This window comes from Actinoplanes awajinensis subsp. mycoplanecinus (assembly GCF_001509495.1).
Taxonomy (GTDB): Bacteria; Actinomycetota; Actinomycetes; order Mycobacteriales; family Micromonosporaceae; genus Actinoplanes; species Actinoplanes palleronii.
The window spans coordinates 18,681-42,907 of sequence record NZ_LLZH01000333.1 but is presented as its reverse complement, the minus strand read 5'-3'; the positions used below and the strand labels follow the sequence as shown (position 1 = coordinate 42,907).

Here is a 24,227-nt window from a genome sequence, read left to right as displayed (position 1 = left end):
CTGCGCGTCCGGGCCGCCCGGCACCGTCTCCGCCTCCTGGTTGTCCTCGTCGACGTAGCGGCCGGTCACCGCCACTGCCAGCGGAGAAGCGGCGAGCAGGACGGCCGGGGCGGCGCCCTGGGCCGGGGTTTTGAAGTTCGCTGGGTGGATCAAGGCGCCGGTCGAGGTCATGGCGCCCATCGCCTGCATGGTCGCGGCGTCCAGGTGGCGCTGCAGGGCGGTGTGGATGCGGCCGGGGGCGGAGGCGTTGGCGGTGATGCCGTCGGCTGCCCAGCGCTGGGCGATGCCGACGGCCAGCAGCACGTCGGCGGTCTTCGACTGGGCATAAGCGGTCCACGGGTCATACGGGCGCTGCGCGAAGTGCGGGTCGTCGAAGTCCACGCCGGAGCGCAGCTGCGCGCCGGAGGAAACCACCACCACCCGGGCGTCGCCGGCCGTTCGCAGGGCCGGGTGCAAGCCCAGTGCCAGCCCGAAGTGACCGAGATAGTTCACCGCGAGCTGCATCTCCCAGCCGGCCGCGGTGAGCTGCCGGGCCGGGACCGCCATCACCCCGGCGTTGGCGACCAGCGCGTGCAGGGGGCCGTTCCAGGTTGCGGCGAATCGTCGTACCGAAACGAGGTCGGACAGGTCGAGGGCCGCGACCTGCAGGCCGGGGATCTCGGCGACCAGCGCGGCGGCCGTGGCGGGGTTGCGGATCGCGACGGTGACCTCGGCGCCCGCGCCGGCCAGGGCCCGGACGGTCGCCGCGCCGAGCCCGGAAGCGCCCCCGGTGACGATCATGCGGCGGCCGGTGAGGTCGACTCCCGCGAGGATCTCGGCGGCGGTGGTGCGGACGGTGAACGGAGTGGTGAAGCGTGTCATCACCCAACGGTAGGCACCCCGATCTGGACTTCCTATGCCGAAGGATCCAGAATACTTGCGTGAGCGTCCAGGGGATCGACCCGTTGGAAGATGTCCTCGCTCTGGTCGGCACGACCGGCCGGATGTCGGTCGCGCTGGCGGGGCGCGGGGAGTGGGCGGTGGCGTTCGAGCCGCCGGACGGGGTCAAGTTCAATGCGGTGCGCAGCGGGCGGTGCCTGCTCAGCGTGGACGGGCTGGAGCCGATCGCGCTCGCACCCGGCGACTGCTTCCTGCTGATCGAACCGCGCGCGTTCACCCTGGCCAGCGGACCGGGTGTGGCGACGATCCCGGCCGGGCCGTTGTTCCGCGCGGCGCGGGACGGCATCGCCCGCGCAGGAATGCGCCCCACCGCGGACCCGGGTATGGACGAAGCCACCAAGAGCGACGCCGAAGGCGACGATGACGTGTTCATCATCGGTGGGCGGTTCGATTTCGGTCACCGTGCCGGTGAGATCCTCCTCGCCGCCCTCCCCCCGGTGATCCACGTCCCCGGCGACACGCCCGCAGCCGACGCGCTGCGCTGGGCCCTCGACCTGATCGACACCGAGATGCGCGACCGCCCGATGGGATCCGCCCTGGTCACCGAGCACCTCGCGATGGTCATGCTGATCCACATCCTGCGCCTGGTCGACGCGCCGCCCACCGGCTGGCTGGCCGGCCTGAGCGATCCGGTCGTCGCCCCGGCGCTGCGGGTGATGCACGCCCGCCCGGCCGACCCGTGGACGGTCGCCGACCTGGCCCGCACCGCGGCGGTCTCCCGGTCCACCCTCGCCGCGCGGTTCCGGCAGGTGGTCGGCCGCGCCCCGCTGGACTACCTGACCGACTGGCGCATCGAGCTCGCCGCCGACCGCCTGCGCCGCGACGACGGCACGGTCGCCGTGATCGCGCGCGGGGTCGGTTACCGCTCGGAGAGCGCCCTGAGCAACGCCTTCAAACGCGTCACCGGGCAGTCGCCTCGGGAATATCGCCGATCGCAAACGGTCGCGCCGCCACCCGGCGCGCATCGCCCTCCACCAGCGTGAACATCCGCAGCAACGCCACCGCGGCCGCCTGCCCGGCCCGCTCCGCCGCGACCGGGTCCGGCGCGGCGAGCCCGAGCCGCAGCACCCCGAGCGCCGCTCCCCCGGCGCAGGCCAGCGCAACGTCCACATCGTCGTAACACAGCCGCCCGACGTCCTTGGCGTGCCGCAGGAAGCGCCGTGCGAGCGGTCCGATCCCGGTCGGTGGCGTCACATACCGCAGCCCGGCACGATCGATGATCCGCGCCAGGTCCGGGTGGGTCACCGGAAGAAGAGCCGTTTTCCGTACGACCACAGCAAGCACCTCGGCCGGATCCGTGAGTCCGGAAGTGCTCATCCGCAGCAGGGCGGTGTGCTCGCGCACCACCTCGGTGAACGCCCGCTCGAACAGCGCCTGCTTGGACGTGAAGTGGTTGTAGAAGCTGCCGAAACCCACGTCCGCCGCGTCGGTGATCTCCTGGATGCTCACCGCGGCCGGATCCCGCCCGGTCAGCAGCTCCCGGCCCGCCGCGATCAGCGCCGCCCGGGTCCGGGCCTTGCGCCGGTCGAGTCGGTTGGCCGTCATGCCCCGATCCTAAACGGCCGCCCACGTTGATGAATTCATCAGAACTGATAGCGTCCCCTCATGACTTCCTCCCCCGCTCGCCGGATCGTCGCCGCCGCCGGCCAGGCCACCCTGGGCGCGTTCCTGACGTTCGCCGGCGTCAGCCACCTGACCGTCGCCCGTGAGGAGTTCCAGGCCCAGGTTCCCTCCTGGTTCCCCCTCGACACCGACTTTGTGGTGCTGGCCTCCGGAGCGGTCGAGATCGGTCTCGGCGTCGCCCTGCTCTCGGTCTGGAAGCAGCCGGCCCGGGGCATCGTCGGCGCCACCGCTGCCGCGTTCTTCGTCGCCGTGTTCCCGGGCAACATCGCCCAGTACGTCGAGCACAAGGACGGTTTCGGGCTGGACACCGACACCAAGCGCGCGGTCCGGCTCGCCTTCCAGCCCGCGCTGGTCGCCTGGGCCCTGGGCGCGACCGGTGCGATCCGCACTCTCCGTGGCCTGCGCCACCGACGCTCGGTCACCCGTTGACCGCGCAGATCATGTAAAGGAGACACGTCGGTCTCGGATGAAGCACGACCGGGCGACTCCGGTAGCCAGCCGCACCACGAACAGCCCATGATCTACGGCATGACGGAGACCCACCTTCCGCTCAGCGTGACGCACAGCGTCTACTGGCCCTCGCTGGAGCGCGGCTCCGTCGTACGAAAAATGCTCGACGACCTCGCCGGCGGCGACGAAGCGGCCCGGACCACCGCATTGCGGGATCTCTATCGGGCCGCGCCGGCCTGGGAGGACGTCAAGCCGTGGGCGGTGGCGGCCCTGCCGGAGCTGCTGGCGATGGTCGCCGACACCGCGCGGCCGGACCGCGGTCCGCTGTTGCGACTGGTCGGTGACCTGGCCGGCGCGGACCGGACGTGGCAGATGTCCGGCGAGACGTTGCGCGCCAAGCGGTTGCTGGCCGGGTACGCCGGGCTGACCGCGTGGCTGACCGACGACGATCCGCAGGTGCGGGAGGCGGCCGCCTACACGATCCGGGCGGTGAACCGGCTGACCTCGGTGCTGCCCGGACTGCTGTGGGAACGCTACGTCGAGGAGCCCGACCCGGCCGTGCGGGTCACCCTGCTGCACTCCAGCGTGATCACCGGCGCGGTCGGCAGCGGCTACGAGCTGACCAAGGTCTGGCTGGCCTGGGTCGCCGACAGTGACGCCGACCTGCGGGTGCGGATCACCGCGCTGACCGAGCTGGTGGCGCTGCTCGACCCGTCGCCGTTCGACGCCCCGATCGCCCGGGACACGCTGCTGGGCGCGTACCGGGACGGCCTGAATCAGGAGCCGGCGTCGCTGGAGGACGACGGCACGCCGCTGCTGACCGGGCGGCGGATGGCGGCGCGGCAGTGGACGCCCGGCTACCCCAAGGTGGTCACCGCGGTGCGGGCCGCGTTCGGCAACGACGTCGCCCCGCAGGTCGACCTGCTCGAGCAGATGGTGGCGCTGGACCGCTGGGACGCCCGGCAGGACGCGCTGAACGAGGCGCCGTCGCTGATCCAGCGGTTGCGGGGCCCCTACCTGCCGCTGACCCTCCGGGCCGCCGAACTTCTTCAAGATCAAGAGCCGCAGGTACGGGCGGCAGCCCTGCGACTGCTGCACGGCATCGGCGAGATCGCCCGCCCGGCCGCCGACGCGGTGTGGTCCGCGTTGTCCAGGACCAAACCGGCCCGGCGCCCGCACGCCGACGACAACGGCCAGGTCGGCTGGCTCACCTGGGGCGTGCAGGGCCCCGAGCTGGGCCCGGCCGCGCAGATGCTCGCCGAGCTGCGCGACGAGCGGGTGCTGCCGATGCTGGACCGGCTGCTCGACGAGGCCCCCGAAGCCGACGACCTGCACCGGCACATCGCCGGGTACGGTCCGCGGGCTCGCGCGCTGAGCCGCACGTTGCGCCGGCGGTTGCGCGCGCTGCGCCCGGAGTCCTTCACCGACCCGGACCACTACGAAGCGCACCGCGCCGGCCTGCTGGACGCGCTGACCGCCGTCGCGCCGAACGACGCCATCGACCACCTGAACCAGGAACCGATCGACGTGGTCACGCTCGGGCTGCTGGCCCGCGCCGGTCGTACCGCCACCGGCCGGATCCCGGGCATCCGCGCCGCCCTGACCGTCGGCGAACCGGCCGTGGAGCTGGCCGCCGCGCACGCGATCTGGCTGGTCGCCGGGGACACCGACGCGGCCGCCGAGGTCTTCGACCGGCACTTCGACGAGCGGGCCTCGACGCCGCAGGACGCGGTCGCCGCGATCGACGGCCTCGGCCGGCTGGGCATCCGGGCCAAGAGCCGCGCCCGCCGGCTGACCCGCCTGACCCGCCGCCGGGGCGTCGACCCGACCGTCGTGGTCGCCGCCGCGGACGCGTTGTGGCGGGTGGCCGGCGACCGCGAGGCGGCCCGTTCGCTGGGCCGGGTGTGGGAGTCGACCCCGGCGGTCCGCCCCCGCATCGCCCGGTTGTGGGCGGAGACCGGCGACGCGCGGTACGCCTTCCGCTACGCCCGGGCCGAGCTGGACACGGTGCTCCGGCACAACGCGAGCAAGCACCACGTCCTGCCGGCCGCCCAGATCAGCGAGGACGAGCGCCTGCTCGCCCTGTGCCGCAAGCTGGTCGCCCCATCGTCATGACGCCGACAGCATCAACCGGACCGACTCGGTGCGATACCCGGCGGCCCGGAACGCGGCGGCCATCGGCACGTTGCCGACGTCCGTGCTGGCGGTGATCCGCTCGGCGCCCCGGCCCGCGTGGCTGCGCGTGATCGCGTCGAGGATCGACCGGACGTAGCCGCGCCCGCGCAGTTCGGGCACGACGCCGAGGAAGCCCACGTTCGGGTTCGACGCCGTCGCCGACGGGATGGCCAGCCCGGCCAGCGCGCCGCCGGGCGTGCGCACGGTCCGCCACCAGTCCCGCTCACCGGGAGCGTTCAGGTAGAAGTCCAGTTCCCGGCGAGCGGTCTCCTCCGCCGACATCCGCGCCCGGTTCCTGCGTGTCTCGTCGTCCAGACTGCCGTCCCCGATCCGGCGGAAGATCTCCAGGATCGCCCGGTCGTCGGGCTCGGCCGTGAAGACGAGCCGCCCGTCGTCGGCAGCCACCCCGGCGTCCGGTGTCCACGTGAGCTGCAGCCGCTCCACCTCGTGGGTGAACCCGATCGCGGCGGCGGCGTCCCGCTGCCAGGCCACCGCGGCCCGCGCGGCCGGGTCGTCGCGCCAGCCGTTCGGCAAGGTGATCCGGAAGGCTTCGGGCGACGGCGAAAAGCTCCGGTACGCGGCGACGAGCAGCCGGCCGGCCAGCTCCGCGCGATCGGTGACCGTGTCGTCCACCCACAGCGAGTCGAGCAGGACCGGCTGCGCGCTCCCTGGCCGGCCCCACCACCCGGCCCGGGCCAGCACCCGGCCGTTCTCCTCGGCGATCCACGTCCACGCGGGGTCCGGCACGCTGCGGAAGTCCATCACGGAACCCTATGCTGGCCCTCGATGCCCTCGACCCCGCGGGGTTTCGCGGTCCGGGCCCGGACCGCGGAGCCGACGCCACCGCCGCTACAGGGTGCGGGCTGGCTGCCGCACGGGTTCCGCCTCGACACGCACACGCACGCCGACGGCCAGCTGGTCTACGCGGCCGCCGGGGCGGTGGCCACCACGACCGCGCACGGGACCTGGGTCGCGCCGGCCAACCGGGTGACCTGGACGCCGCCCGGGTTCGATCACTCGCACCGGTTCTACGGCCGTACCGACACCCGGCTCGTCACCATCCCGGCCGCGTCCTGCGGTGATCTGGTGGGCCACCCCAGCGTGTTCGCGGTCAGCCCGCTGCTGCGCGAGGTGCTGCTGGCGCTGACCGATCGGCCGGAGGCCCGGCCCGGCGCGTTCGCCCGGCTGCGCGCCGTGGTGGTCGACGAGCTCGCCGACACCCCGGCGCAGTCGCTGCACCTGCCCGAGCCCCGCGACGACCGGTTGCGCACGGTCACCGATCTGCTGCACGCCGATCCCGGCCGGGCGGCGACCCTGACCGAGCTGGGGCGGGCGGCCGGGGCCAGCGAACGTACGCTGAGCAGGTTGTTCCACAGCGAGCTGGGCATGAGCTTCCATCGCTGGCGGACCACCCTGCGGATCCACCACGCCCTGGTGCACCTGGCCGACGGCCGGTCGGTCACCGACACCGCGGTCGAGTGCGGCTGGTCGAATCCGTCCAGCTTCATCGAGGCGTTCACCGAGGTGGTCGGGCAGACCCCGGGCCGCTATGTGGCGGGTTTACGGCATCCGGAGGTCATTCACCGGTAGTCGTCGTTCCCGGCCGCACCGATAGTCGTGTCATGAACGAAACAAGCACGACTGTGGTCATCATCGGCGCGGGCGTCGCCGGGCTCACTCTCGGCAATTTCCTGCTCCGCAACGGCATCGACTGCGTCATCCTGGAGAAACACCGCCGCGAATACGTCGAACAGCGCCAGCGCGCCGGCACCATCGACAGTTTCGGCGTGCGGATGTTCCGCGAATGGGGCCTCGCCGAAGTCCTCGAGGGCGACCCGATCCCGGAGGCCGAGGGCGGTTTCTGGATCGACGGGGACCAGATGCCGATCGAGGTCGGCGACGACAACGACGACAGTGTCTTCTGCCCGCAGCAGGTCCTGGTCCGGAATCTCACCGACGTCTTTCTCCGCGCCGGCGGCGACCTGCGGTTCGAGGCCGCGGACGTCACCCTGGACGGCATCGACGGTGCCCGTCCCGTGGTCCGTTATCAGGACGGCACCCGTGCGGTCGTCGCCGACGTCGTCGCCGGCTGCGACGGCGACCGCGGGGTCAGCCGGGCCGCGATTCCCCAGGCCGCTCTCACCCGCCACTCCCACGAGTACGGCTACGCCTGGCTCAGCGTCCTCGCCGAGGTGCCGGCCCAGCCCTCCGGCATGGCGATCCACTCCCGTGGCCTGGCCGGCGTGATCCCCCGCGGCGCCACCGCCAGCCGCCTCTACCTGCAGTGCCGCGTCGACGACACCCTGGAACAGTGGCCGGACGACCGCATCTGGTCCGAGCTGGCGGCCCGTTTCGGCACCCCGGTGGCGTCCGGCCCGATCGTCTCGAAGCAACTCGTCCCGCTCCGCAGCGTGGTCTACACCCCGATGCACCACGGCCGCCTCTACCTGCTCGGCGACGCCGCCCACATCGTCCCGCCGATGAGCGCCAAGGGCATCCACCTGGCCCTGCACGACGCCGAGGTCCTCGCCCGCGCCGTCATCGGCCGCTACCGGCGCAACGACCCGTCCCTGCTCGACGAATACTCCGAGACGTGCCTGCGCCACATCTGGAACTACCAGGCCTTCGCCACCTGGATCACCGACCTGATGCACAACGCCGGCGACCCTTCCCACGCCGGCGAGTTCCGCAAACAGGTCGCCCGCGCCGAGCTGCAGCGCCAGTTCACCTCCCCCACCGCCAACCGCCTCTTCAGCGAACTGACCGCCGGCGTGAACTGAATTTCCGGTACGCACACCGAGCGCCCGGAGGCAGTCCAGTTGTCGCGCGTGCCGCGGCGGGGAGCGACTGCCTGTGCTCAGCCCCCGGGGCGGCGGGGCTCCGCAATCGACGCCTGCGGGGCGGTGGGGGTCCGCGATCGGTGCCGACGGGGCGGTAGGGCTCCGCGATCGGCGGGGTTCGGGGCGGTGTCAGCACGCGATCGCGCACTGCGGACTTCTATCGCCCACCTGGGGGCGGCAGACGTCCGCAAACAGGCACCGCGTACCCGCACCGTCCCTGCAGCGTCGCCGTGATCGTGGTCGCCTTGGCCAGCATCTGCCCGACGAGCAGCTTCGCCTTCAGCACAGCATCCAGGTCGCCGAAGAGGGTGATCCGGGTTGAGCTGGTCGAGACCGTCCTTGCAGGCCGCCGCTGCCTGGTCGTCGCTCAACGGTCCCGGGACAGGGTCGTCCTGGTGACCGCTGGAGCGGCAACTCGCCACCGCTTCTCGCCTCAGTCGCCCGCCGGGCTTTGAGCCGGCTCGACCAGGTCGGCCAGGGCGGTGAGAGCCATGCGGGTGCCCGCCTCGTTGTCGGCGGCCGGGATGACGTCCGGGATGCCCTCGTGGCGGATCGTGACGTCGGTCCCGCCGGGCGCGTCGGTGAGCGTGGTGGTGACCGTCATCGTGCCGCCGAGCGCCGGATCGGCGGTCTCAAACTCCAGCTCCTCGACGACCTGCTCGTCCGGAACGAGGCGCAGGAATCGACCGTGATAGGTGTCGGTGGATCCGGCCGTCTTGCCGGCGCCGTCCGGGGCGTCGTAGGTCAGCGAGACCCGGAACGCCCCACCCTCCCGCGCGTCGAAATCGTGCACGACGCTGGTCATGTCACTGGGCACCCGCCATCGCGCGACCGCCTCCGCGTCGAGCAGAGCCCGATAGACGACCCCACGTGCAGCATTGATCCGGCGGCTGATCTGCGTCGAGTACATGCGCCCAGCCTAGGTTCTGTCCGCGATCTCCGTGACGCACGCGAACGGGCGGCAACCTCGACAGTTGCCGCCCGGTCCGCTGAGCTGATCGACGCTTCATATCTGATGACTAGGTCTAATCCAACAGGTCGTCGAATTCGCCCTTCTTGGCTCCGTCCAAGAAGGCAGCGAACTCCGGCTGCGTATAAAGGATGATCTCAGCTTCCGGACGCCGCGAGTTACGCACGGCGATCAGGTTGTCGGTCTTGGCGACCTCGACACAATTGCCACCGGTGCTGCGAGTGGCGATACGCCAGGCAAGCGCGTTACGGTCGAACTTAGAGACGCTCATGGTTCTTCCCTGAATTAGGATAGGGTGCGGATTCGTTCGTCGATCATGCCCAGCGAGCTTCTTGGACACGAAACTGAGGACCGAGAAGGATCCGTCAAGTCCCGGGCTGACACCCACCGAGAACGGCAGGATCTGCACGGTGACATGGGGCAGATCCACAGCGAGTTGCTTGATACGACCAATTGTTCCCGCAGGATTGCGCGGCTCCCGACGACTCTGTGCAGAACCGCCTCGTCGATCACAACGTGGAACAGCAAAGGGTTTGTCACCCGTCAGGATCCGCTGGCGCTGGAGCCTGGACTCCACCGTCGCCGTTACTTGATCGGCAGAAAATTGCGAGCGGATCGGCGCGATTACTTCTTTCGCGTAGTCGTACGTCTGCATCAACCCCGGCGCGACCGACTGCTCATAAGTGTCGATCGAGGATGAGCGGCGGCTTGCCGAGGTGCTGTCAGGAGGCGGCCGGGACGCGGGATGGCGGGGATGATCTGGCGGCAGTGTCGCAGACCACCCGGTTGCGGCCCTGCTCCTTGGCCGCGTACAACGCCCGGTCTGCCCGCCGCAGCAGATCCTCGGCGTCTGCTGTGGACGCCAACTGGGCGACACCGGCGCTGAAGGTCACTCGCAGCGGGCCCAGCCGGGTCGCGACCGAGAGCTGCGCACACCGCAGGCGCCACTGTTCGACCAGGTCCGCCGCGGCCTTCCCGGCGACACCGGGCAGGATGACCGCGAACTCCTCACCGCCGTAGCGGGCCACTACGGCGGCGGGGCCGGCCGCGTCGCTGATCTCCTGGGCCAGCCGGGTCAGCACCTCGTCGCCGACCGCGTGGCCGTAGGTGTCGTTCACCGCCTTGAAGTGGTCGACGTCGATCATGACGGCGGAGAGCGGGCCGGCCTCGTGCACCTGATCGCGCAGCACGGCGGTCAGGTGCCGGCGGTTGAAGACACCGGTCAGACCGTCCCGGACGGCGTGGTCGGTCAGCTCGGCGCGGAGTCGTTCCAGCTCCGTGACGTCACGGACCACGACCACCGTGCCCGGGCTGCCGCCGTCCGCGGCGTGCATCCGGACCACCCGCACGTCGTACATCCGGCCGTTCGCGGCGACGGTCTGCTCGTCGGTGCCGGTCAGAACGGACGCGAGCTGCCGTCCGGCGATCTCCGACCACGGCCGGCCCACCACGGCGCCGGTGGAGGCGGGGTTCAGCGCGGCGAGCATCTCGGCGGCCGCCGGGTTGACGTCGAGGAACTGCCCGTCCGGGTCCAGCACCATCACCGCGTCACTGAGCGCGGCGATCACCTGCTTGTACGCCACCGGCAGCCGCCGGGCGGGCACGCCGGAGCGCTCGGCCCACCACCACATCGTCGCGGTGACCAGGAACAGCACCGGGGTCAGATCCGCCTGCCGGTCACCCACGGCGACGAAGAGGCTCACCAGGTTGCCGACCGCGGGGACGAGCGCACCGCCCAGGAAGATGACGAAGACCCGCCGGTGGCCGTGGACCGCCCGGCGCATCGCACCCGTCGCGCGCGCGGTGCCGAGGGCGAGCATCGCGTAGCAGTACGCGGCGTGCAGCCAGTAGGCCCAACCGGGGTGCGGGGTGACGCCCCCGTCCGGATGGCTGGTGATCGAGCTGAAGAACGCGTGGTGCCACGGATCGGTCAGCACCACGGCGACCAGCAGCACCGGGTGCACGAGCAGCAGGGCCAGCCGACCGGGCCGGCGTCCGGTGAAGACCGAGGTGTGCCAGAGGAACCCGGCGATGATCATCGCGACGCCCGGGAACATCGCGTAGGTGCCCACCCGCGCCACGGCCGGCGAGGCGGCGGTGATGGCGACCGACTGGGCCAGCGACCACAGAGCGCCACCGGCCGTGATGACCGACAGTGACGTCGCCAGCGGGCTCAGGTGCCGCCGGCGCCAGGACAGCACGGCGTAGGCCGCCGCGAGCAGGGCCGCGGCGACGTACACCGTGACCAGTGCGGCTCGCATCCGACGCTCCTTCGCATCCGTCGATGCCCATCGGCCGCCGGCGCGCGGAGTTGAGCGGAACCGGTCACCCGGCGCGCCACCAGCGCCGGGACAGCAGCGCGGCGAGTCCCGCCCCGGCCGCGTTGAGCAGCACGTCGTCGACCGAGGTCACCCGGTCCAGCCGCAGCACGTGCTGCAGGATCTCGACCAGCGCCGAACACAGCGCCGCCAGCGCCAGGATCCGCGGCACCGAGGCCAGCGCCGCGAACCGGATCGGCCCGAAGAACCCGAGCGCCGCGAAGACCAGCAGGTTCCCGACGACCTGCACCACAACGGTCAGCGGCGGGGAATCGAGCACCGCCAGCAGGTCCCGCACCGGCACCAGACTCACCCGGCCGGACACCTCTCCGGCCCGCGGACCCGGCAACATGATCATCCAGATCCACGGCACCGTCCCGTAGACGATCCCGACCTCGGCCACCGACCTCCGCCACGCCGCACCGCCCCGGCGCCGCGCCAGCCCCCACACCACGAGCGCAGCCAGCGGGAACGCGGCCACCGTCAGCACCACCACCCCGCTGATCGCGCCGAACCACCAGTGCCACCCCGTGATCATTCGCCCCCGGCGCGCAATCTACCCAAGCCGCGCACGCCCACCCGGCCGGCGCAAGGCAGCTGTTCACTTCCGGTCAACCCCGATGTGGTACGACTACGGAGCGCTCGTCCGCAGGCTACAAGCCGAGTCCCGCCCGTGAGGCGACGCGACACCCGTGACCACTCCGGACCGCAGCGCGCCTCCCGGTTCCCGGCTGGGCTCTCAGGGGTGTCGCCGCGAGGGGGAGACACCCCTGAGAGCCCAGCCAACCCCCGCAAGCCGCGGCCGCAGCCGTGAGTGGCCTCGGTCTCGCGCAACGAACGGGCCGCAAGGCGCGCTGCGGCGTCGACCGGCGCCGGTCTCGCGGCGACGAGCGAGCCGCAAGGCGCGGCCGGAGTCCGGGCAGGGAGCGGTCTCGCGGCGGCCTCACGGGCGGGACTCGGCTCGTAGCCTGCGGACGAGCGCTCCGTAGTCGTACCGAATAAATATGTTGCTGAGTCGGGCGTGTGGTGTTTCGGTTCTGCGCATGGAACACCAAGCGGTACTTGCGCTCTTCGACCGTCAGATGCGGCACGACGTCCGGCCCAGCGGGCCGACCACCCGGATCGAGCGGGACGGTGGGGTCGTGCGGCACGTCGGCACGGCCGAGGACTGGAACGCCGTGATGTGGTCCGGGCTCGACGCGGACACCGCGGACGCGGCGATCGCGGAGCAGGTGCGGTATTTCGGTGAGCGCGGCCTGGAGTTCGAGTGGAAGCTCTACGGGCATGACCAGCCTGCTGACCTCGGCGAACGGCTGGTGGCTGCCGGGTTCGTGCCGGAGGAGCCGGAGACTTTGATGGTCGCGGCGATCAAGGAGTTGCGGCTGGACGCGGAGCCGCCGGAGGGGGTCCGGCTGGTGCCGGTGGTCGACGAGGCCGGTGTGGACCTGCTGATCCGGGCCGCTGACGCGGCGTTCGGGCATCCGAGCGGGTCGCTGCGCAACCGGCTGGTCGCTCAGCTCACGACCGCGCCGGAGCGGGTACGGATCTTCGTGGCGATGGCCGGTGACGAGCCGGTCTCCGGCGCCCGGATGGATCTGGAGGAGGGCACCGTCTTCGCCAGCCTGTGGGGCGGCGGCACGGTGGCCGCGTGGCGGGGCAAGGGGATCTACAGGGCGCTCGTCGCATACCGCGCCCGAATCGCCGCCGATCTCGGGTACGAGTACCTTCAGGTGGACGCCTCCGACCAGAGCCGTCCGATTCTGCACCGGCTCGGCTTCACCGCGTTGGACACCACCACGCCCTACCAGTGGAGCGCCGGCACGCACTGACACCACTGGGAGCTGACGTGCCTCGTATCGCTGTGACCGGCGGCAGCGGCAAGCTGGGCCGCGCCGTCGTACAGGAGTTGCTGACACACGACTACGAGGTCGTCAACCTCGACCTGGCCGCGCCGCGCGAGCCGCTCTGCCCACACACCCGCGTCGACCTGACCGATTATGGCCAGGTCGTCGAGGCGCTCACCGCGATCGACAGCCGGTACACCGGGGTGGACGCGGTGGTGCACCTCGCCGCGATCCCGGGGCCCGGGGTGGCGCCGAACGCGGCCACCTTCGCCAACAACATCACCGCCAGCTACAACGTGTTCGCGGCGGCGCGGGCGGCCGGGATCACCCGGGTGGTGTGGGCGTCGAGCGAGACGCTGCTCGGGTTGCCGTTCGACGCGCCGCCGCCGTACCTGCCGGTCGACGAGGAGTACCAGGCGCGGCCGGAGACGTCGTATTCGCTGGCGAAGCACCTCGACGAGCAGATGGCCGAGCAGTTCTGCCGGTGGAACCCGGCGCTGACCATGGTCGGGCTGCGGTTCTCCAACGTGATGGAGCCGGCCGACTACGCCGCGTTCCCGGCGTTTGACGCCGACCCGCGCGAGCGGATCTGGAACCTGTGGGGCTACATCGACGCCCGCGACGGCGCGCAGGCGGTGCGGCTCGCGCTCGGCTACGACCGCCCCGGCAGCGAGATCTTCGTGATCGCCAACGCCGACACCGTGATGAACCGGAGCAGCGCGGAACTGGCCGCCGAGTTCTTCCCGGACGTGCCGGTGACCCGGGAACTCAGCGGCCACGAGACGCTGCTCTCCATCGACAAGGCCCGCCGTCTGCTCGGTTTCGAGCCCTGGCACAGCTGGCGCGACCAGGTCTGAGCCGGCCGCCTATCGACAAGCGACCAGGGCCTGAGCCGCCCGGCCGTTCACCAGCGACCGGGTCTGGCCGGAACCGCGCGGCGTTCAGCGGGCGTTCAGGCGGCGTGCGCGAGGATGGCCGGATGCGTGTGCTCGTGGTCGAGGACGAGAAACGGCTCGCCTGGTCGCTGCGGGCCGGATTGGAAGCCGAGGGGTTCGCCGTCGACGTCGCCCACGACGGCACCGACGGCCTGTGGCGAGCCCGGGAGAACGCGTACGCGGTGATCGTGCTCGACCTGATGCTGCCCGGCCTCAACGGTTACCAGGTCTGCGCGACGCTGCGCGCGGAGGAGAACTGGACGCCGATCGTGATGCTCACCGCCAAGGACGGCGAGTGGGATCAGGTGGAGGGCCTCGACACCGGCGCCGACGACTACTTGACCAAGCCGTTCTCGTTCCCGGTGCTCGTCGCCCGGCTGCGCGCGGTGGCCCGGCGCGGCGCCCGCGAGCGGCCCACCGAGCTGACCGCGGGTGACCTGCGGATCGACCCGGCCGCGCGGCGGGTGCACCGCGGTGAGACCGTTATCGATCTGACCGCCCGCGAGTTCGCGCTGCTGGCGTTCCTGGCCCGCAACGCCGGCGACGTCGTGTCGAAGCGGCAGATCCTCGAAGCGGTGTGGGACGCCGACTTCGACGGCGATCCGAACATCGTCGAGGTCTACGTCCGGCACCTGCGCAACAAGATCGACCGCCCGTTCGGCCGGGAGGCGATACAGACCCTGCGCGGCGCCGGGTACCGGCTGGGCAGCGACGGTGGGTGAGCACGCGTCGGTCCGGCTGCGCACCACCGCGCTCGCGGTGCTGGTCATGGCGGTCGCGCTGGTCACCGCGGCGTTCGCGTTGCTGTTCCTGGTCCGCGGATCGTTGCGCGGCGGCATCGCGACCGCGGCCGAGGACCGCGCGTCCGCGCTGGCCGCGCAGATCACGACGTCCGGCCTGCCCGCGACGGACGTCGACGACGAGGACGATCTCGAGGACGACGCCGTGCTCTGGCAGGTGCGCGACGCCGCCGGTACCGTGGTCCGCTCCTCGCGGTCACTGCCGGCGCCGCTGCCGGTCGAGGAGGCCGATCAGGTCCGGATTTCCGGTTCCGATCAGGGGTACGTCGTGACGACCGAGGACGCGGGCCCCTACACGGTCATCGTCGCCGCGTCGCTGGAGGAGGTCGGCGACTCGACCGGCGCGCTCGCCACTCCCCTGCTGATCGGGGTGCCGCTCGTGCTGCTGGTGGCCGGTGGCATCACCTGGCTGGTGGTGGGCCGCGCGCTCGCCCCGGTCGAACGGATCCGCCGCGAGGTCGAGGAGATCACCGGCGAACGGTTGGACCGGCGGGTGCCCGAGCCGGCGTCCCGCGACGAGATCCACCGGCTGGCGCAGACCATGAACCGGATGCTCGGCCGGCTGCAGGAGTCCCGGGACCGCCAGCAGCAGTTCGTCGGGGACGCCTCGCACGAGCTGCGCTCGCCGCTGTCCAGCATCCGGCAGGCGGCCGAGGTGTCCCGGCTGCACCCCGGTGCGCTGCCGGAGGGTGAGCTGGCCGGGGCGGTGCTCGAGGAGTCTGCCCGGATGGAACGGCTGGTCGAGCAGTTGTTGCTGCTCACCCGTACCGGCGGGGCGGCGGCCCGGCCGGAGCAGGACGTCGACCTGGACGACCTGGCCCTCGCCGAGGTGCGGCGGGTGCGCCGGTCCGGCCGGGAGGTGGACTCGGCCGGGGTCGGGGCCGGGCGGGTGCACGGGGATCAGACGGCGCTGGCCCAGGTCGTACGGAATCTGACCGACAATGCCGCCCGGCACGCGCGGAGCACGGTGCGGATCGCCGTCCGGTCGACGGATGACGGCGGCGCGGTGGAACTGGTGGTCGAGGACGACGGCGACGGGATTCCGGCCGGGCAGCGGGAACGGGTGTTCGAGCGGTTCGTGCGGCTCGACGAGGCCCGGGACCGGGATGCCGGTGGCAGCGGGCTCGGGCTGGCGATCGTCCGGGAAATCGTCACCGGGCACCAGGGCACCGTGACGATCACGGAGTCCGCCCTGGGTGGGGCGTGTTTCACGGTCCGCTTGCCGGCTTCCTGAAAGGATCTTCAGCCGCGTTCAGGTGAGGTTCAGGGTGCCGGGCGCAGGCTGGGGCCGTACTCGATTCCACCAGTTCCTTTCAGGAAGGCACCCACTGATGAACACCGCCAAGCTCCGCAGCAAGCGCGTCCTCGTCGCCTCCGCCGCCGTGGTGGCCGCCCTCGGCGCCGGTGGCTTCTGGGCGACCGCCGCGAACGCCGACGTGTCCGGAAGCGACCGTGACCGCATCGGGTCGGCCGCGACCCAGGCCGTGCCCGGCACCGTCGTCGACGTCGAGGAGAGCGACGACCGCGGCGAGGCGTACGAGGTGGAGGTCCGCCAGGCCGACGGCAGTGAGGTGTCGGTCGGCCTGGACAAGGACCTCAAGGTCCTCTCCCAGCAGAAGGACGGCGCCGACGCCGACGACCGGGTGCTGACCGCCGCCGAGCGCTCCTCGGCCGAGAAGGCCGCCCTCGCCGCGGTCGGCAGCGGCACGATCCTGGACGTGGAAGCCTCCGACGACCAGGGTGTCGCCTACGAGGCCGAGGTCCGCGACGCGGCCGGCCAGGAGTGGGACGTGCAGCTGGACACCGCCTTCGCGGTGGTGGCCAAGACCGCCGACAACGACTGACCGGTCAACCGCCGAGGATGGTGACCTCGGCCCAGCCGCTCGCGGTGCCGGTCTTCTGGACCACCGCGAGGTCGGGGTGGCCGTCGGCGTTCCAGTCGGTGAGCAGCACCTCGTGGCGGTCGTCAGTGGCGGGCTGGGCGGTGCTGACCTTGGCCAGGGAACGGGTCAGACCGGACGCGCCGTCCAGCACCCGGACCTCGGTCTTGCCGCTGGCCGTGCCGGATTTCTGCACGGTGACCAGGTCGGGGCGCTTGTCGGCGTTCCAGTCGGCCGCCGAGACCTCCAGGCCGTCGCGGGCCGGTTCGGCGCTGATCACGGCCGGCCCCACGAGCTTCTGGAAACTCGAGGCGCCGTCGACGACCTGCACCTCGACCTTCTTGCTCGCCGTGCCGGTGGTCTGCGCGGCCACCAGGTCGAGGCGGCCGTCGGCGTTCCCGTCGGCCACGGAGAACTGGTAGCGGTCGTCGGTCGGGCCGAGCACGGTGGCGGTGTCGACCAGCAGCTGCTGGAAGTTCGACGCGCCGTCGACGATCCGCACCTCGGTCTTGCCACTGGCCGTGCCGGACTTCTGCACCACGACCAGGTCGGGGCGGCCGTCGGCGTTCCAGTCGGCCACCGCGTACGCCGAACGCTCGTCGGTGGGGCCGAGCACCGTGGCCGTGGTCAACAGCAGCGACCCGAAGTTCGTCGCACCGTTGATGATGCGCACCTCGGTCTTGCCGGTGGCCACACCCGCACCGCTGACCGAGAGCAGATCGGGGTGCTTGTCGCCGTTCCAGTCGGCCATCGCGAGGGCGTGGTGCCCGTCCAGCGGGCCGAGCGAGGTCGCCGCGGCGGCCAGCGCCTTCTGGAACGGGCCGGTGGGCACCGGTGAGGCGGCCGGCACCACGGGCGGGCGGGCCGCCGTCGTGGTGCCCGACTCGGTCACCGTTGACGCGTCGGCCCAGAGCGCGGACACGATCAGCTGGGCGTCGGGCGCCTCCCGTGCGTACGCCGCCGGGTGTGCCGAGGTCTGCACCCGCTGGCAGATCGGGCCGATCTCGCCGCTCTGCCAGCTGCCGCCGGGGTACTTGCGGATCATCGCGTTCAGGAACGCGTTCGTCGCATACGTGACGTCGACCAACTCGTCGGGGCTGCCCCAGCCCATCGACGGCCGCTGCTGGAACAGGCCGAGACTGTCGTGGTCGACGGCGAACAGGTGGTTGTTCAGGCTGCTCTCGGTGATCGCCGTGGTCAGCGCGAGGACCGCGGCCCGCTGGCCCAGCCCGCGCTGCTGCACGGCGCGGACGATGCCGCGGGCGCAGGCGATCCGGGCGGCGGTCAGCGACGAGCCGATCCGCTGGCCGGTCATCGACGAACGCAACTGGCCGGCGATCTGCCGGTCGGTCGAGGTGCCGGAACCGCCGGCGCACGAGGTCGACGGCGACGGGACGTCGGGCACCTTGGCCATGGCCGGCGACGGCAGCATGACCGTGCCTCCGGCAAGCGTCAGCGCGAGCAGCCATCTCCTGGTGGCACTGGATCCGAAACGGAAAAGCACGCTCCTGCTCTGATCCACTGCCATCTGCTGTCGGACCTCCCCGTACCGGCCAATGCGCCCCATCAATCTGTCACACGACCGGGAAAACACGAAGCTTTTGCCGGTTCGGTAATCGATCCACACAGGAAAGTCACAGTCCGGGGGCCGGTCGGCCGGATCACGTTCCGCATTGACGCCGGTACTCGCCGTCGAGAATAGGCCGGCTCGTTCTCTTACGGCGATAACGGGAACGGGCTGCGGGCGCGCCGCCGCCGGACGATGGTGGACGGGTGCGGGCCGGTGGGCGACCACGAAGGTGGTGGCAGTTCCTGGCCGTCCCCCTGGCGATCTGGCTGATGCTGACCGCGGGCGGGACGGCGGCGCTGCTGTGGGCGCAGACGCAGAGCCGGGCCGGGATGCTGGAGCGGTTCGACCTGCGGATGCGCCTGGTGGGCGACTTCGTCACCAGCTACGTCGCGGACCTGATCGAGCGCGAACGGCTGCAGGCGACCGCGCTGCTGTCCGATCCGGTGGTCAGCGGCCGGGACTTCCTGCGGTCGGTGAGCAGCTTCGGGTATCCGGCCGCGGTGCTGCTGGACGCACAGGGGCGGCTGCTGCGCGCCGTGCCGGCCGACAGCACCATGATCGGGCAGGACCTGACGATCGGGTACCCGCACCTGCGGACCGCGGTGCGCGACGGTCAGCCGGCGGTGTCGCCGGTGGTGCCGTCCGCCGTCCGCAGGGAGCCGGTGGTCGCGTTCGCGGTGCCGTTCACCACGCCGTCCGGGCGGCGGGTGTTCTCCGGGGGGATCGCGGTCGCACGGAGTCCGCTGTCGGCGTACCTGGCCACCGCGTGGACGCTGCCCGGCATCCGGGTGCAGCTCACCGACGACTCCGGGATGATCGCCGCCGACAACCACGCGGCGGACCGCGCCGCACCCACCCTGAGCAGCGCCAACCCCGACCTGGCCGAGGCGCTGACCGCGCACGACCAGGGCCGGTACTCCTCCGGTGGCCGGTGGTGGCGGTACGTGTCGATGCGCATCTCCGGGGCGCCGTGGCAGCTGTCCGCGGCCGTACCGGAGGACGCTCTTTTCGCCTCGGTGCACAGTAACGAGACGGCCGGGCGGGTGGCCGTGGGCACCGCCGCCGCCGTCGGGCTGCTGGTCGTGGTGGCGGCCGGCCGGGCCCGCCGGCACCGGGGTGAGCTGCAGGCCAGCGAACAGCGGTTCCGGAAGGTGTTCGACAACTCCCGGATCGGGATGCTGATCACCGACCCGGGGGGACGGTTCCTGCGGGTCAACCCGGCGCTCGGGCAGATGCTCGGCTGCTCGCCCGACGAGCTGGTCGGCCGGCCGTTCGCCGAGCTCACCCACCCCGACGACCTGGCCGCCTGCATCGCCGCGGTGCAGAGCTGCCTGACCGGCCGGCGCGACGGTTTCGAGGTGCACAAGCGGTACCTGCACGGTGCCGGGCACTACATCGAGGCGATCGTGACCAGCGCGCTGCTGCGCGACCCGAACGGCCAGCCGCAGTTCTTCACCACCCAGGTGCTCGACATGACCGAGCGCAACGCCCTGGAACGCACCCGGGTCCAGCAGCAGGCCGAGCTCGCGCAGCGGGCCGAGCAGCTGCAGGAGGCGAACGCGCAGATGGCGGATTTCCTGACCATGCTCACCCACGACGTCCGTCAGCCGTTGACCGGCATCGTGGCCCGTGGCGAGCTGCTGATCGACGAATGGCACGAGCTCGGCGACGACGACCGCCAACGGTACGTACGACAGATGACCGCGACCGGCCACCGCGCCGATCAGCTGGTCGAGGAGATCCTCACCCTGGCCCAGCTCGACGCGGGGGCGATCGTGGCCCGGCCGGTGGTGCTGGACCTGTCGCAGGTCGTACCGGAGGCGGTCGCCGCGCAGGGACTGGCCCCGGGCCAGACGGTCGCGGTACTGGCGCCGGACCAGAGCATCGCCCTGGCCGACCCGGCCCACCTGCACCTGATCCTCGGCAACCTGATCGGCAACGCGGTCAAGTACGGCGCGCCGCCGGTCACCATCCGGATCATGGGGCATCCCGGGCACGTCGACATCCACGTCACCGACAACGGCGAGGGGGTGCCGGCCGCGTTCGTACCGCACCTGTTCGACCGCTTCGCCCGGGCCGACTCCGGGGTCGCGATCACCAAGCCGGGCACCGGGCTGGGCCTCTACCTGGTCCGGCAGCTCGCCGAGGCGGGCGGGATCAGCGTCGCCTACCGCCCGCACCAGCCGCACGGCTCGACGTTCGTGCTGACCGTGCCGAGGCCACCCCGCCGGCCCGGCACGACCACGCTGTCCGGCACCGACCCGCGCAAGCACGGCATCGGCATCACCACCAAGCGTGGCTCGTGACCGTGGCCGGGACGGATCAGCGCCAGGTCCAGTGGGTGCCGGTGGGCGCCCAGCGGGTGCTGACCGGCGCGTCGCCGGCCGTCACCGAGGCCACCGACGCCGACGTGTCGGGCGGGGTCACGCCGGTGCAGCCGCCGGCGTCCGGGCGGCCGGTGAGGAAGTACGCCTCGAGGTGCTCCGTGCACTCCGGGACCCGCGCGACCGAGCCGTGGATGTCGTCCTCGACCGTGAACACCGTGCCGCCGATCGTCGACTGGACCTGGGCTATCCACGCGTACGGTGTCGGGCTCTCCCATCGGTGACCGGACAGCTGCAGCGAGCCGGACGACTTCCGCAAGTGGAAGGGTTCGGTGGCCGGAATCGGCCAGCCCGCACAGCGCTGGGTGATCACACCGAGGCTCCCGGCGATCGGGAACTCCTGCTGCCAGCCCCGGTACGTCCGCCAGAACGCGGGGAAGTCGTGCGCGCTGGTGTCGTCGTTGCAGAGGATCGCGGTGCCGGCCGTCTCGTTGAACTGTTCGGGCAGGTCAGCGGGAGGCTCGGTGGGTTCTCCCGGGTCGTTCGGCTCCGCGCCGATGATCGATTTCAGGGCGTCCGGCACCGGATCGCCGGTCGTCGCCGTGGACAGCGCCGCCAGGCCCGCGGTGGCGTCCGGCCACACCGGGCTGGGCGCCACGGCCAGGAACGCGGCGAGGTTGCCGTCGAGCTCCCGATCCAGGTCGCTGAACACGATCGGCGCCGCGTCGAGCTGGGCCTTCAGCCGTTTGACCACGGCGATCACCTCGTCGGCGGTGTCACCGAGGTGGTAGGTCGCGTCCCGCTGCGCGGCCCAGGCGGCCCATCGGGGCACCTTGCGCTCCTCGGCGGCGGTCACGTCGTGGAACCGCGAGTCAAGCCGGTTCGCGGTCGGGCCGACCACGCTGTCCAGCCACATCCGGTCCACCGAGCCCGGGTACAGACTGCGGAACACCTGGCCGAGCAGGGTGCCCCAGGAGACGCCGAAGTAGCTGATCTTCTGCAGTCCCAGCGCCGCCCGCACCCGGTCGAGATCGCGGGCCACGTCGGTGGTGGTGAGATGACGCAGGAACGTGGGGTCGCTCGCCCAGCAGGCCTGGTTCTGCGCGACCTGGAAGTCGTAGATCTTCTTCGCGGTCGCCTCGGTCAGCGGACCGGCCGGGATCTCGGGCGGGACGACGTCGTCGCCGGGGCGCGCGCACGCGGCGCGGGTGCTGTAGCCGACGCCGCGCGGGTCGAAGCCGATCAGATCGTAGCGGTCGTTCAGCGCCGCGAACTGCGGGCTGGTCAGGGTCAGCTGGTGCGGCATCAGGTAGCCGCTGCCACCCGGCCCGCCCGGGTTCACCGCGATGCTGCCCCGCTTGTGCTTCTGGTCGGTGGCCCGCAGCCGGCTGATCGCGACGGTGATCTTCCGGCCGGCCGGGTGGGCGTAGTCGAGCGGCACCTGCACGGTGCCGCAGTCGGTGCGGGCGAGCAGCGCCCGGATCCTGGGCACCTCGTCCGGCGGCACACCCATCGCCTCGAGCGTCGCATCCGAGTAGGCCACGCAGTCCCCCCACGTCACCCGGCCCGACCCGCCGCTCGGTGCTGCCCCGCTCGCCGGCACGGCCAGGCCGAGCGCACCGGCCGCGACGGCGAGCGCCCCGATCCCCGCTGTCATTCGCTTGTGTCGCGTCATGCACACATAGATACCGATGCCCGCGTCACCCCGATGTCACCACCGCCCGCAGCACTCCCAGCGTGTGAAGTTTGGGCGCGGAGCGCACCCAAACTCCCCACACAACGGCCGCAACCCCCGAGCGTGTGAAGTTTCGGCGCGGAGCGCACCCAAAGTCCCCACGCTCGGCGCGGTGAAGCTCCCGCGATCATGCCAAACCCGCCGCGGTGGAAAGTGTTATCACCGGTGGGGTGCGAGCGTCTCCTCTGACGGCCGAACGACGGTCGCTGCCGACGGCGAGGACACCGATCGCGATGATGTATGCCGAGATGCTTCGATCGGTCACCAACTGGCAGCGGCTCGACCGCCACCCGACCCAGCGCGACCGCATGCCGGCACTTGTCGACCGCTTCTTCCGCGAGGGCGGCATGGTGCTGCTCAACGCGCGCACCACCGGCCGGCCGGACTACCAGATCGCGGACTGGTACTGGCCCTCCGCGGAACGGGCCTGACCACCCCCACCTGCTAATCTTCCACTCGTGATGATGACGAGCGGCCAGCGCGCCACGCGCCACGGCGCCGTCTTCGGGGATCACTCGTTCCGCCAGGACTTCTACCAGTAAGCGACCGCGCGTCGCTGTCGTCCTTGGCCGAAACTGATCTCCTGGAGCACCCATGTCTCTCATCGATCTGCACCGCCACCTCGAAGGTTCCCTGCGGGTGTCCACCACCCTCGAGCTCGCCCACCGCTACGGCCACCCCCTCGCCACCGCCGAGGACCCCGAGGATCTGCTCGTGGCGCACGGCCCGCTCGGCGGCCTGCTCCCCTACCTCGACAAGGTCGACGCCGCACCCTCCGCGTTCCGCAGTCTCGACGACTGGCGCCGGGCCGCCCGCGAAGCCGTCCAGGACGCGGCCGCCGACGGCCTGGACTATCTCGAGGTCCGATTCAGCCCAGCGTTCATCGCCCAGGAGACGGGTCTCGACGCCACCGCCGTGATCGACGCCGTCGCGGACGGCACCCGTAGCGCGTCGCGGGAGACCGGACTGCCGGTCGGGTTGATCGGCATCGTCCTGCGTGACCTCGGCCCGGAGCGCGGTGACGCACAGATGCGCACGCTGCTCACCCGGCGTGACCTGCTCTGCGGCGTGGACATCGCCGGCAACGAGGCCGGGGTGCCGGCCGCCGCGTTCGCCCCGGCGTTCGCGCTCGCCCGCGACGCCGGCCTGCACGTCACGGTGCACGCCGGTGAGGCCGCCGGGCCGTTCAGCGTCTGGGACGCGGTTAACCACCTGGGCGCCGAGCGCATCGGCCACGGCATCCGCGCGGTCGAGGACCCGGCCCTGCTCGACCACCTCGCCGCCCACCGGATCACCCTCGAAGTCAGCCTGACCAGCAACCTGCACACCAGCACCGCACCGAGTTACCCGGAGCATCCGGTGCGCCGCCTGCTCGCCGCCGGCGTGCCGGTCGCACTCTGCACCGACGACCCGCGCACCTCGGCGATCACCCTCTCCGGCGAGTACCAGATCGCCGCACCCCAGGCCGGTCTGTCCGCAAGCGACCTGCAGCGCATCCGCACCGACGCCCGCAACGCCGCCTTCGCATAAACCCCATTCGGTACGACTACCGAGCGCCCGCCCGCAGGTTACGAGCCACGTCCCGTGATGGTCTCGCGCGACACCGCAGCCACCTCGCGGCCCGGCCGCGGTTCCGGTTACCGGGCTGGCTCTCAGGGGTGTGTCGAACGGAGTGAGACACCCCCGAGAGCCAGCCAGGGCCGGGAGGCGCGCGGCGGTCCGGAGTGGTCGCGGGCTCGCGTGGTGAGTGGCGCGGTCCGGTGGGCGCGGCTGGGGTCGGCGCGGCGGCGGCGTCGCGCGAGGCCACCGCGGGACTCGGCTCGT

Annotated in this window: 22 protein-coding genes; 13 read left to right on the top strand and 9 right to left on the bottom strand. The window is 71.8% G+C overall.

Going from position 1 to position 24,227, the window contains the following annotated elements:
• Window positions 1-861, bottom strand: an 861-nt coding sequence (locus ADL15_RS46835) for an SDR family NAD(P)-dependent oxidoreductase (protein WP_067706622.1), incomplete at its 3' end; no start/stop codon positions are given.
• Between the two features lie 59 nt (window positions 862-920).
• Between ADL15_RS46835 and ADL15_RS46830 the strand changes: the two genes are divergently transcribed.
• Window positions 921-1,922 (top strand): AraC family transcriptional regulator, encoded by a 1,002-nt coding sequence (locus tag ADL15_RS46830; RefSeq protein WP_232345010.1) that lies wholly within the window; start codon window positions 921-923, stop codon window positions 1,920-1,922.
• Here ADL15_RS46830 and ADL15_RS46825 read toward each other — a convergent pair.
• On the bottom strand, window positions 1,840-2,484 hold the full coding sequence (locus ADL15_RS46825; RefSeq protein ID WP_067706620.1) for a TetR/AcrR family transcriptional regulator: 645 nt from the start codon (window positions 2,482-2,484) through the stop codon (window positions 1,840-1,842). The genes ADL15_RS46830 and ADL15_RS46825 overlap by 83 nt on opposite strands.
• Window positions 2,485-2,544: 60 nt before the next feature.
• On the opposite strand from ADL15_RS46825, the gene ADL15_RS46820 reads away from it, so the two are divergent.
• A complete protein-coding gene (locus tag ADL15_RS46820) occupies window positions 2,545-2,991 on the top strand; it encodes a DoxX family protein (RefSeq protein WP_067706617.1) in 447 nt (148 codons plus the stop codon).
• Between the two features lie 99 nt (window positions 2,992-3,090).
• Window positions 3,091-5,127: a hypothetical protein gene (locus tag ADL15_RS46815; RefSeq protein ID WP_198171312.1), complete on the top strand. Its 2,037-nt coding sequence runs from the start codon at window positions 3,091-3,093 to the stop codon at window positions 5,125-5,127.
• Here the strand turns inward: ADL15_RS46815 and ADL15_RS46810 are convergent.
• Window positions 5,122-5,949 carry a GNAT family N-acetyltransferase gene (locus ADL15_RS46810; RefSeq protein WP_067706612.1) on the bottom strand — a complete coding sequence of 276 codons (828 nt, stop codon included), beginning with the start codon at window positions 5,947-5,949 and terminating at the stop codon, window positions 5,122-5,124. The two genes, ADL15_RS46815 and ADL15_RS46810, sit on opposite strands and share 6 nt — an antisense overlap.
• 24 nt (window positions 5,950-5,973) lie before the next feature.
• Here ADL15_RS46810 and ADL15_RS46805 point away from each other — a divergent pair, with 24 nt between their 5' ends.
• A complete protein-coding gene (locus tag ADL15_RS46805) occupies window positions 5,974-6,777 on the top strand; it encodes a helix-turn-helix transcriptional regulator (RefSeq protein WP_067706609.1) in 804 nt (267 codons plus the stop codon).
• A gap of 32 nt (window positions 6,778-6,809) precedes the next feature.
• Entirely contained in the window at window positions 6,810-7,967 is a 1,158-nt protein-coding gene (locus ADL15_RS46800) for a 4-hydroxybenzoate 3-monooxygenase (protein ID WP_067706607.1), read from the top strand.
• 493 nt (window positions 7,968-8,460) lie between these two features.
• Here the strand turns inward: ADL15_RS46800 and ADL15_RS46795 are convergent, their stop codons facing one another.
• The 4 genes from ADL15_RS46795 to ADL15_RS46780 all read right to left on the bottom strand — a co-directional run bounded on the left by ADL15_RS46795 (window position 8,461) and on the right by ADL15_RS46780 (window position 11,853).
• Window positions 8,461-8,937: an SRPBCC domain-containing protein gene (locus tag ADL15_RS46795; RefSeq protein ID WP_067706604.1), complete on the bottom strand. Its 477-nt coding sequence runs from the start codon at window positions 8,935-8,937 to the stop codon at window positions 8,461-8,463.
• Between the two features lie 115 nt (window positions 8,938-9,052).
• Window positions 9,053-9,766, bottom strand: coding sequence for a DUF397 domain-containing protein (locus tag ADL15_RS57440; protein ID WP_269748441.1), 714 nt, complete (start codon window positions 9,764-9,766; stop codon window positions 9,053-9,055).
• Window positions 9,720-11,258, bottom strand: a complete 1,539-nt coding sequence (locus ADL15_RS46785) for a histidine kinase N-terminal 7TM domain-containing diguanylate cyclase (protein ID WP_067706599.1) — start codon at window positions 11,256-11,258, stop codon at window positions 9,720-9,722. Before ADL15_RS46785 ends, ADL15_RS57440 begins: the two co-directional genes overlap by 47 nt.
• A 64-nt stretch (window positions 11,259-11,322) precedes the next feature.
• The gene (locus ADL15_RS46780; protein ID WP_067706596.1) at window positions 11,323-11,853 is read right to left on the bottom strand and encodes a VanZ family protein; all 531 of its coding nucleotides are present in this window, start codon (window positions 11,851-11,853) and stop codon (window positions 11,323-11,325) included.
• A gap of 505 nt (window positions 11,854-12,358) precedes the next feature.
• On the opposite strand from ADL15_RS46780, the gene ADL15_RS46775 reads away from it, so the two are divergent.
• The 5 genes from ADL15_RS46775 (at window position 12,359) to ADL15_RS46755 (ending at window position 16,738) form a co-directional block, all read left to right on the top strand.
• Window positions 12,359-13,144 carry a GNAT family N-acetyltransferase gene (locus ADL15_RS46775; RefSeq protein ID WP_067706592.1) on the top strand — a complete coding sequence of 262 codons (786 nt, stop codon included), beginning with the start codon at window positions 12,359-12,361 and terminating at the stop codon, window positions 13,142-13,144.
• A 17-nt stretch (window positions 13,145-13,161) separates the two neighbouring features.
• Window positions 13,162-14,016 (top strand): NAD-dependent epimerase/dehydratase family protein, encoded by an 855-nt coding sequence (locus ADL15_RS46770; protein ID WP_067706589.1) that lies wholly within the window; start codon window positions 13,162-13,164, stop codon window positions 14,014-14,016.
• A 122-nt stretch (window positions 14,017-14,138) separates the two neighbouring features.
• Entirely contained in the window at window positions 14,139-14,816 is a 678-nt protein-coding gene (locus ADL15_RS46765; RefSeq protein WP_067706586.1) for a response regulator transcription factor, read from the top strand.
• On the top strand, window positions 14,809-16,128 hold the full coding sequence (locus ADL15_RS46760; protein ID WP_198171311.1) for a sensor histidine kinase: 1,320 nt from the start codon (window positions 14,809-14,811) through the stop codon (window positions 16,126-16,128). The genes ADL15_RS46765 and ADL15_RS46760 overlap by 8 nt, the downstream gene beginning before the upstream one ends.
• A gap of 97 nt (window positions 16,129-16,225) precedes the next feature.
• Window positions 16,226-16,738, top strand: a complete 513-nt coding sequence (locus ADL15_RS46755; RefSeq protein WP_067706583.1) for a PepSY domain-containing protein — start codon at window positions 16,226-16,228, stop codon at window positions 16,736-16,738.
• A 4-nt stretch (window positions 16,739-16,742) separates the two neighbouring features.
• Here ADL15_RS46755 and ADL15_RS46750 read toward each other — a convergent pair whose 3' ends face one another.
• Window positions 16,743-18,278 carry an FG-GAP repeat domain-containing protein gene (locus tag ADL15_RS46750; protein ID WP_232345007.1) on the bottom strand — a complete coding sequence of 512 codons (1,536 nt, stop codon included), beginning with the start codon at window positions 18,276-18,278 and terminating at the stop codon, window positions 16,743-16,745.
• Window positions 18,279-18,547: 269 nt separating this feature from the next.
• Here ADL15_RS46750 and ADL15_RS46745 point away from each other — a divergent pair, with 269 nt between their 5' ends.
• On the top strand, window positions 18,548-20,650 hold the full coding sequence (locus ADL15_RS46745) for a sensor histidine kinase (RefSeq protein ID WP_067706577.1): 2,103 nt from the start codon (window positions 18,548-18,550) through the stop codon (window positions 20,648-20,650).
• Between the two features lie 16 nt (window positions 20,651-20,666).
• Here ADL15_RS46745 and ADL15_RS46740 read toward each other — a convergent pair whose 3' ends face one another.
• Window positions 20,667-22,343: an alpha/beta fold hydrolase gene (locus ADL15_RS46740; RefSeq protein ID WP_067706574.1), complete on the bottom strand. Its 1,677-nt coding sequence runs from the start codon at window positions 22,341-22,343 to the stop codon at window positions 20,667-20,669.
• Window positions 22,344-22,573: 230 nt separating this feature from the next.
• On the opposite strand from ADL15_RS46740, the gene ADL15_RS46735 reads away from it, so the two are divergent.
• Complete coding sequence (locus ADL15_RS46735; protein ID WP_157442040.1) at window positions 22,574-22,834, top strand: hypothetical protein; 261 nt, start codon at window positions 22,574-22,576, stop codon at window positions 22,832-22,834.
• A gap of 163 nt (window positions 22,835-22,997) precedes the next feature.
• A complete protein-coding gene (add, locus tag ADL15_RS46730) occupies window positions 22,998-23,933 on the top strand; it encodes an adenosine deaminase (RefSeq protein ID WP_067706569.1) in 936 nt (311 codons plus the stop codon).
• The last annotated feature ends 294 nt before the right edge of the window (window positions 23,934-24,227 follow it).

Bases quoted from the DNA above. Each gene is read 5' to 3' on its own strand.
- ADL15_RS46825 (WP_067706620.1), bottom strand. From the start codon at position 2,484: ATGACGGCCAACCGACTCGACCGGCGCAAGGCCCGGACCCGGGCGGCG.
- ADL15_RS46820 (WP_067706617.1), top strand. From the start codon at position 2,545: ATGACTTCCTCCCCCGCTCGCCGGATCGTCGCCGCCGCCGGCCAGGCC.
- ADL15_RS46815 (WP_198171312.1), top strand. From the start codon at position 3,091: ATGACGGAGACCCACCTTCCGCTCAGCGTGACGCACAGCGTCTACTGG.
- ADL15_RS46810 (WP_067706612.1), bottom strand. From the start codon at position 5,949: ATGGACTTCCGCAGCGTGCCGGACCCCGCGTGGACGTGGATCGCCGAG.
- ADL15_RS46805 (WP_067706609.1), top strand. From the start codon at position 5,974: ATGCCCTCGACCCCGCGGGGTTTCGCGGTCCGGGCCCGGACCGCGGAG.
- ADL15_RS46800 (WP_067706607.1), top strand. From the start codon at position 6,810: ATGAACGAAACAAGCACGACTGTGGTCATCATCGGCGCGGGCGTCGCC.
- ADL15_RS46795 (WP_067706604.1), bottom strand. From the start codon at position 8,937: ATGTACTCGACGCAGATCAGCCGCCGGATCAATGCTGCACGTGGGGTC.
- ADL15_RS46785 (WP_067706599.1), bottom strand. From the start codon at position 11,258: ATGCGAGCCGCACTGGTCACGGTGTACGTCGCCGCGGCCCTGCTCGCG.
- ADL15_RS46780 (WP_067706596.1), bottom strand. From the start codon at position 11,853: ATGATCACGGGGTGGCACTGGTGGTTCGGCGCGATCAGCGGGGTGGTG.
- ADL15_RS46775 (WP_067706592.1), top strand. From the start codon at position 12,359: ATGGAACACCAAGCGGTACTTGCGCTCTTCGACCGTCAGATGCGGCAC.
- ADL15_RS46765 (WP_067706586.1), top strand. From the start codon at position 14,139: ATGCGTGTGCTCGTGGTCGAGGACGAGAAACGGCTCGCCTGGTCGCTG.
- ADL15_RS46755 (WP_067706583.1), top strand. From the start codon at position 16,226: ATGAACACCGCCAAGCTCCGCAGCAAGCGCGTCCTCGTCGCCTCCGCC.
- ADL15_RS46740 (WP_067706574.1), bottom strand. From the start codon at position 22,343: ATGACGCGACACAAGCGAATGACAGCGGGGATCGGGGCGCTCGCCGTC.
- add (WP_067706569.1), top strand. From the start codon at position 22,998: ATGTCTCTCATCGATCTGCACCGCCACCTCGAAGGTTCCCTGCGGGTG.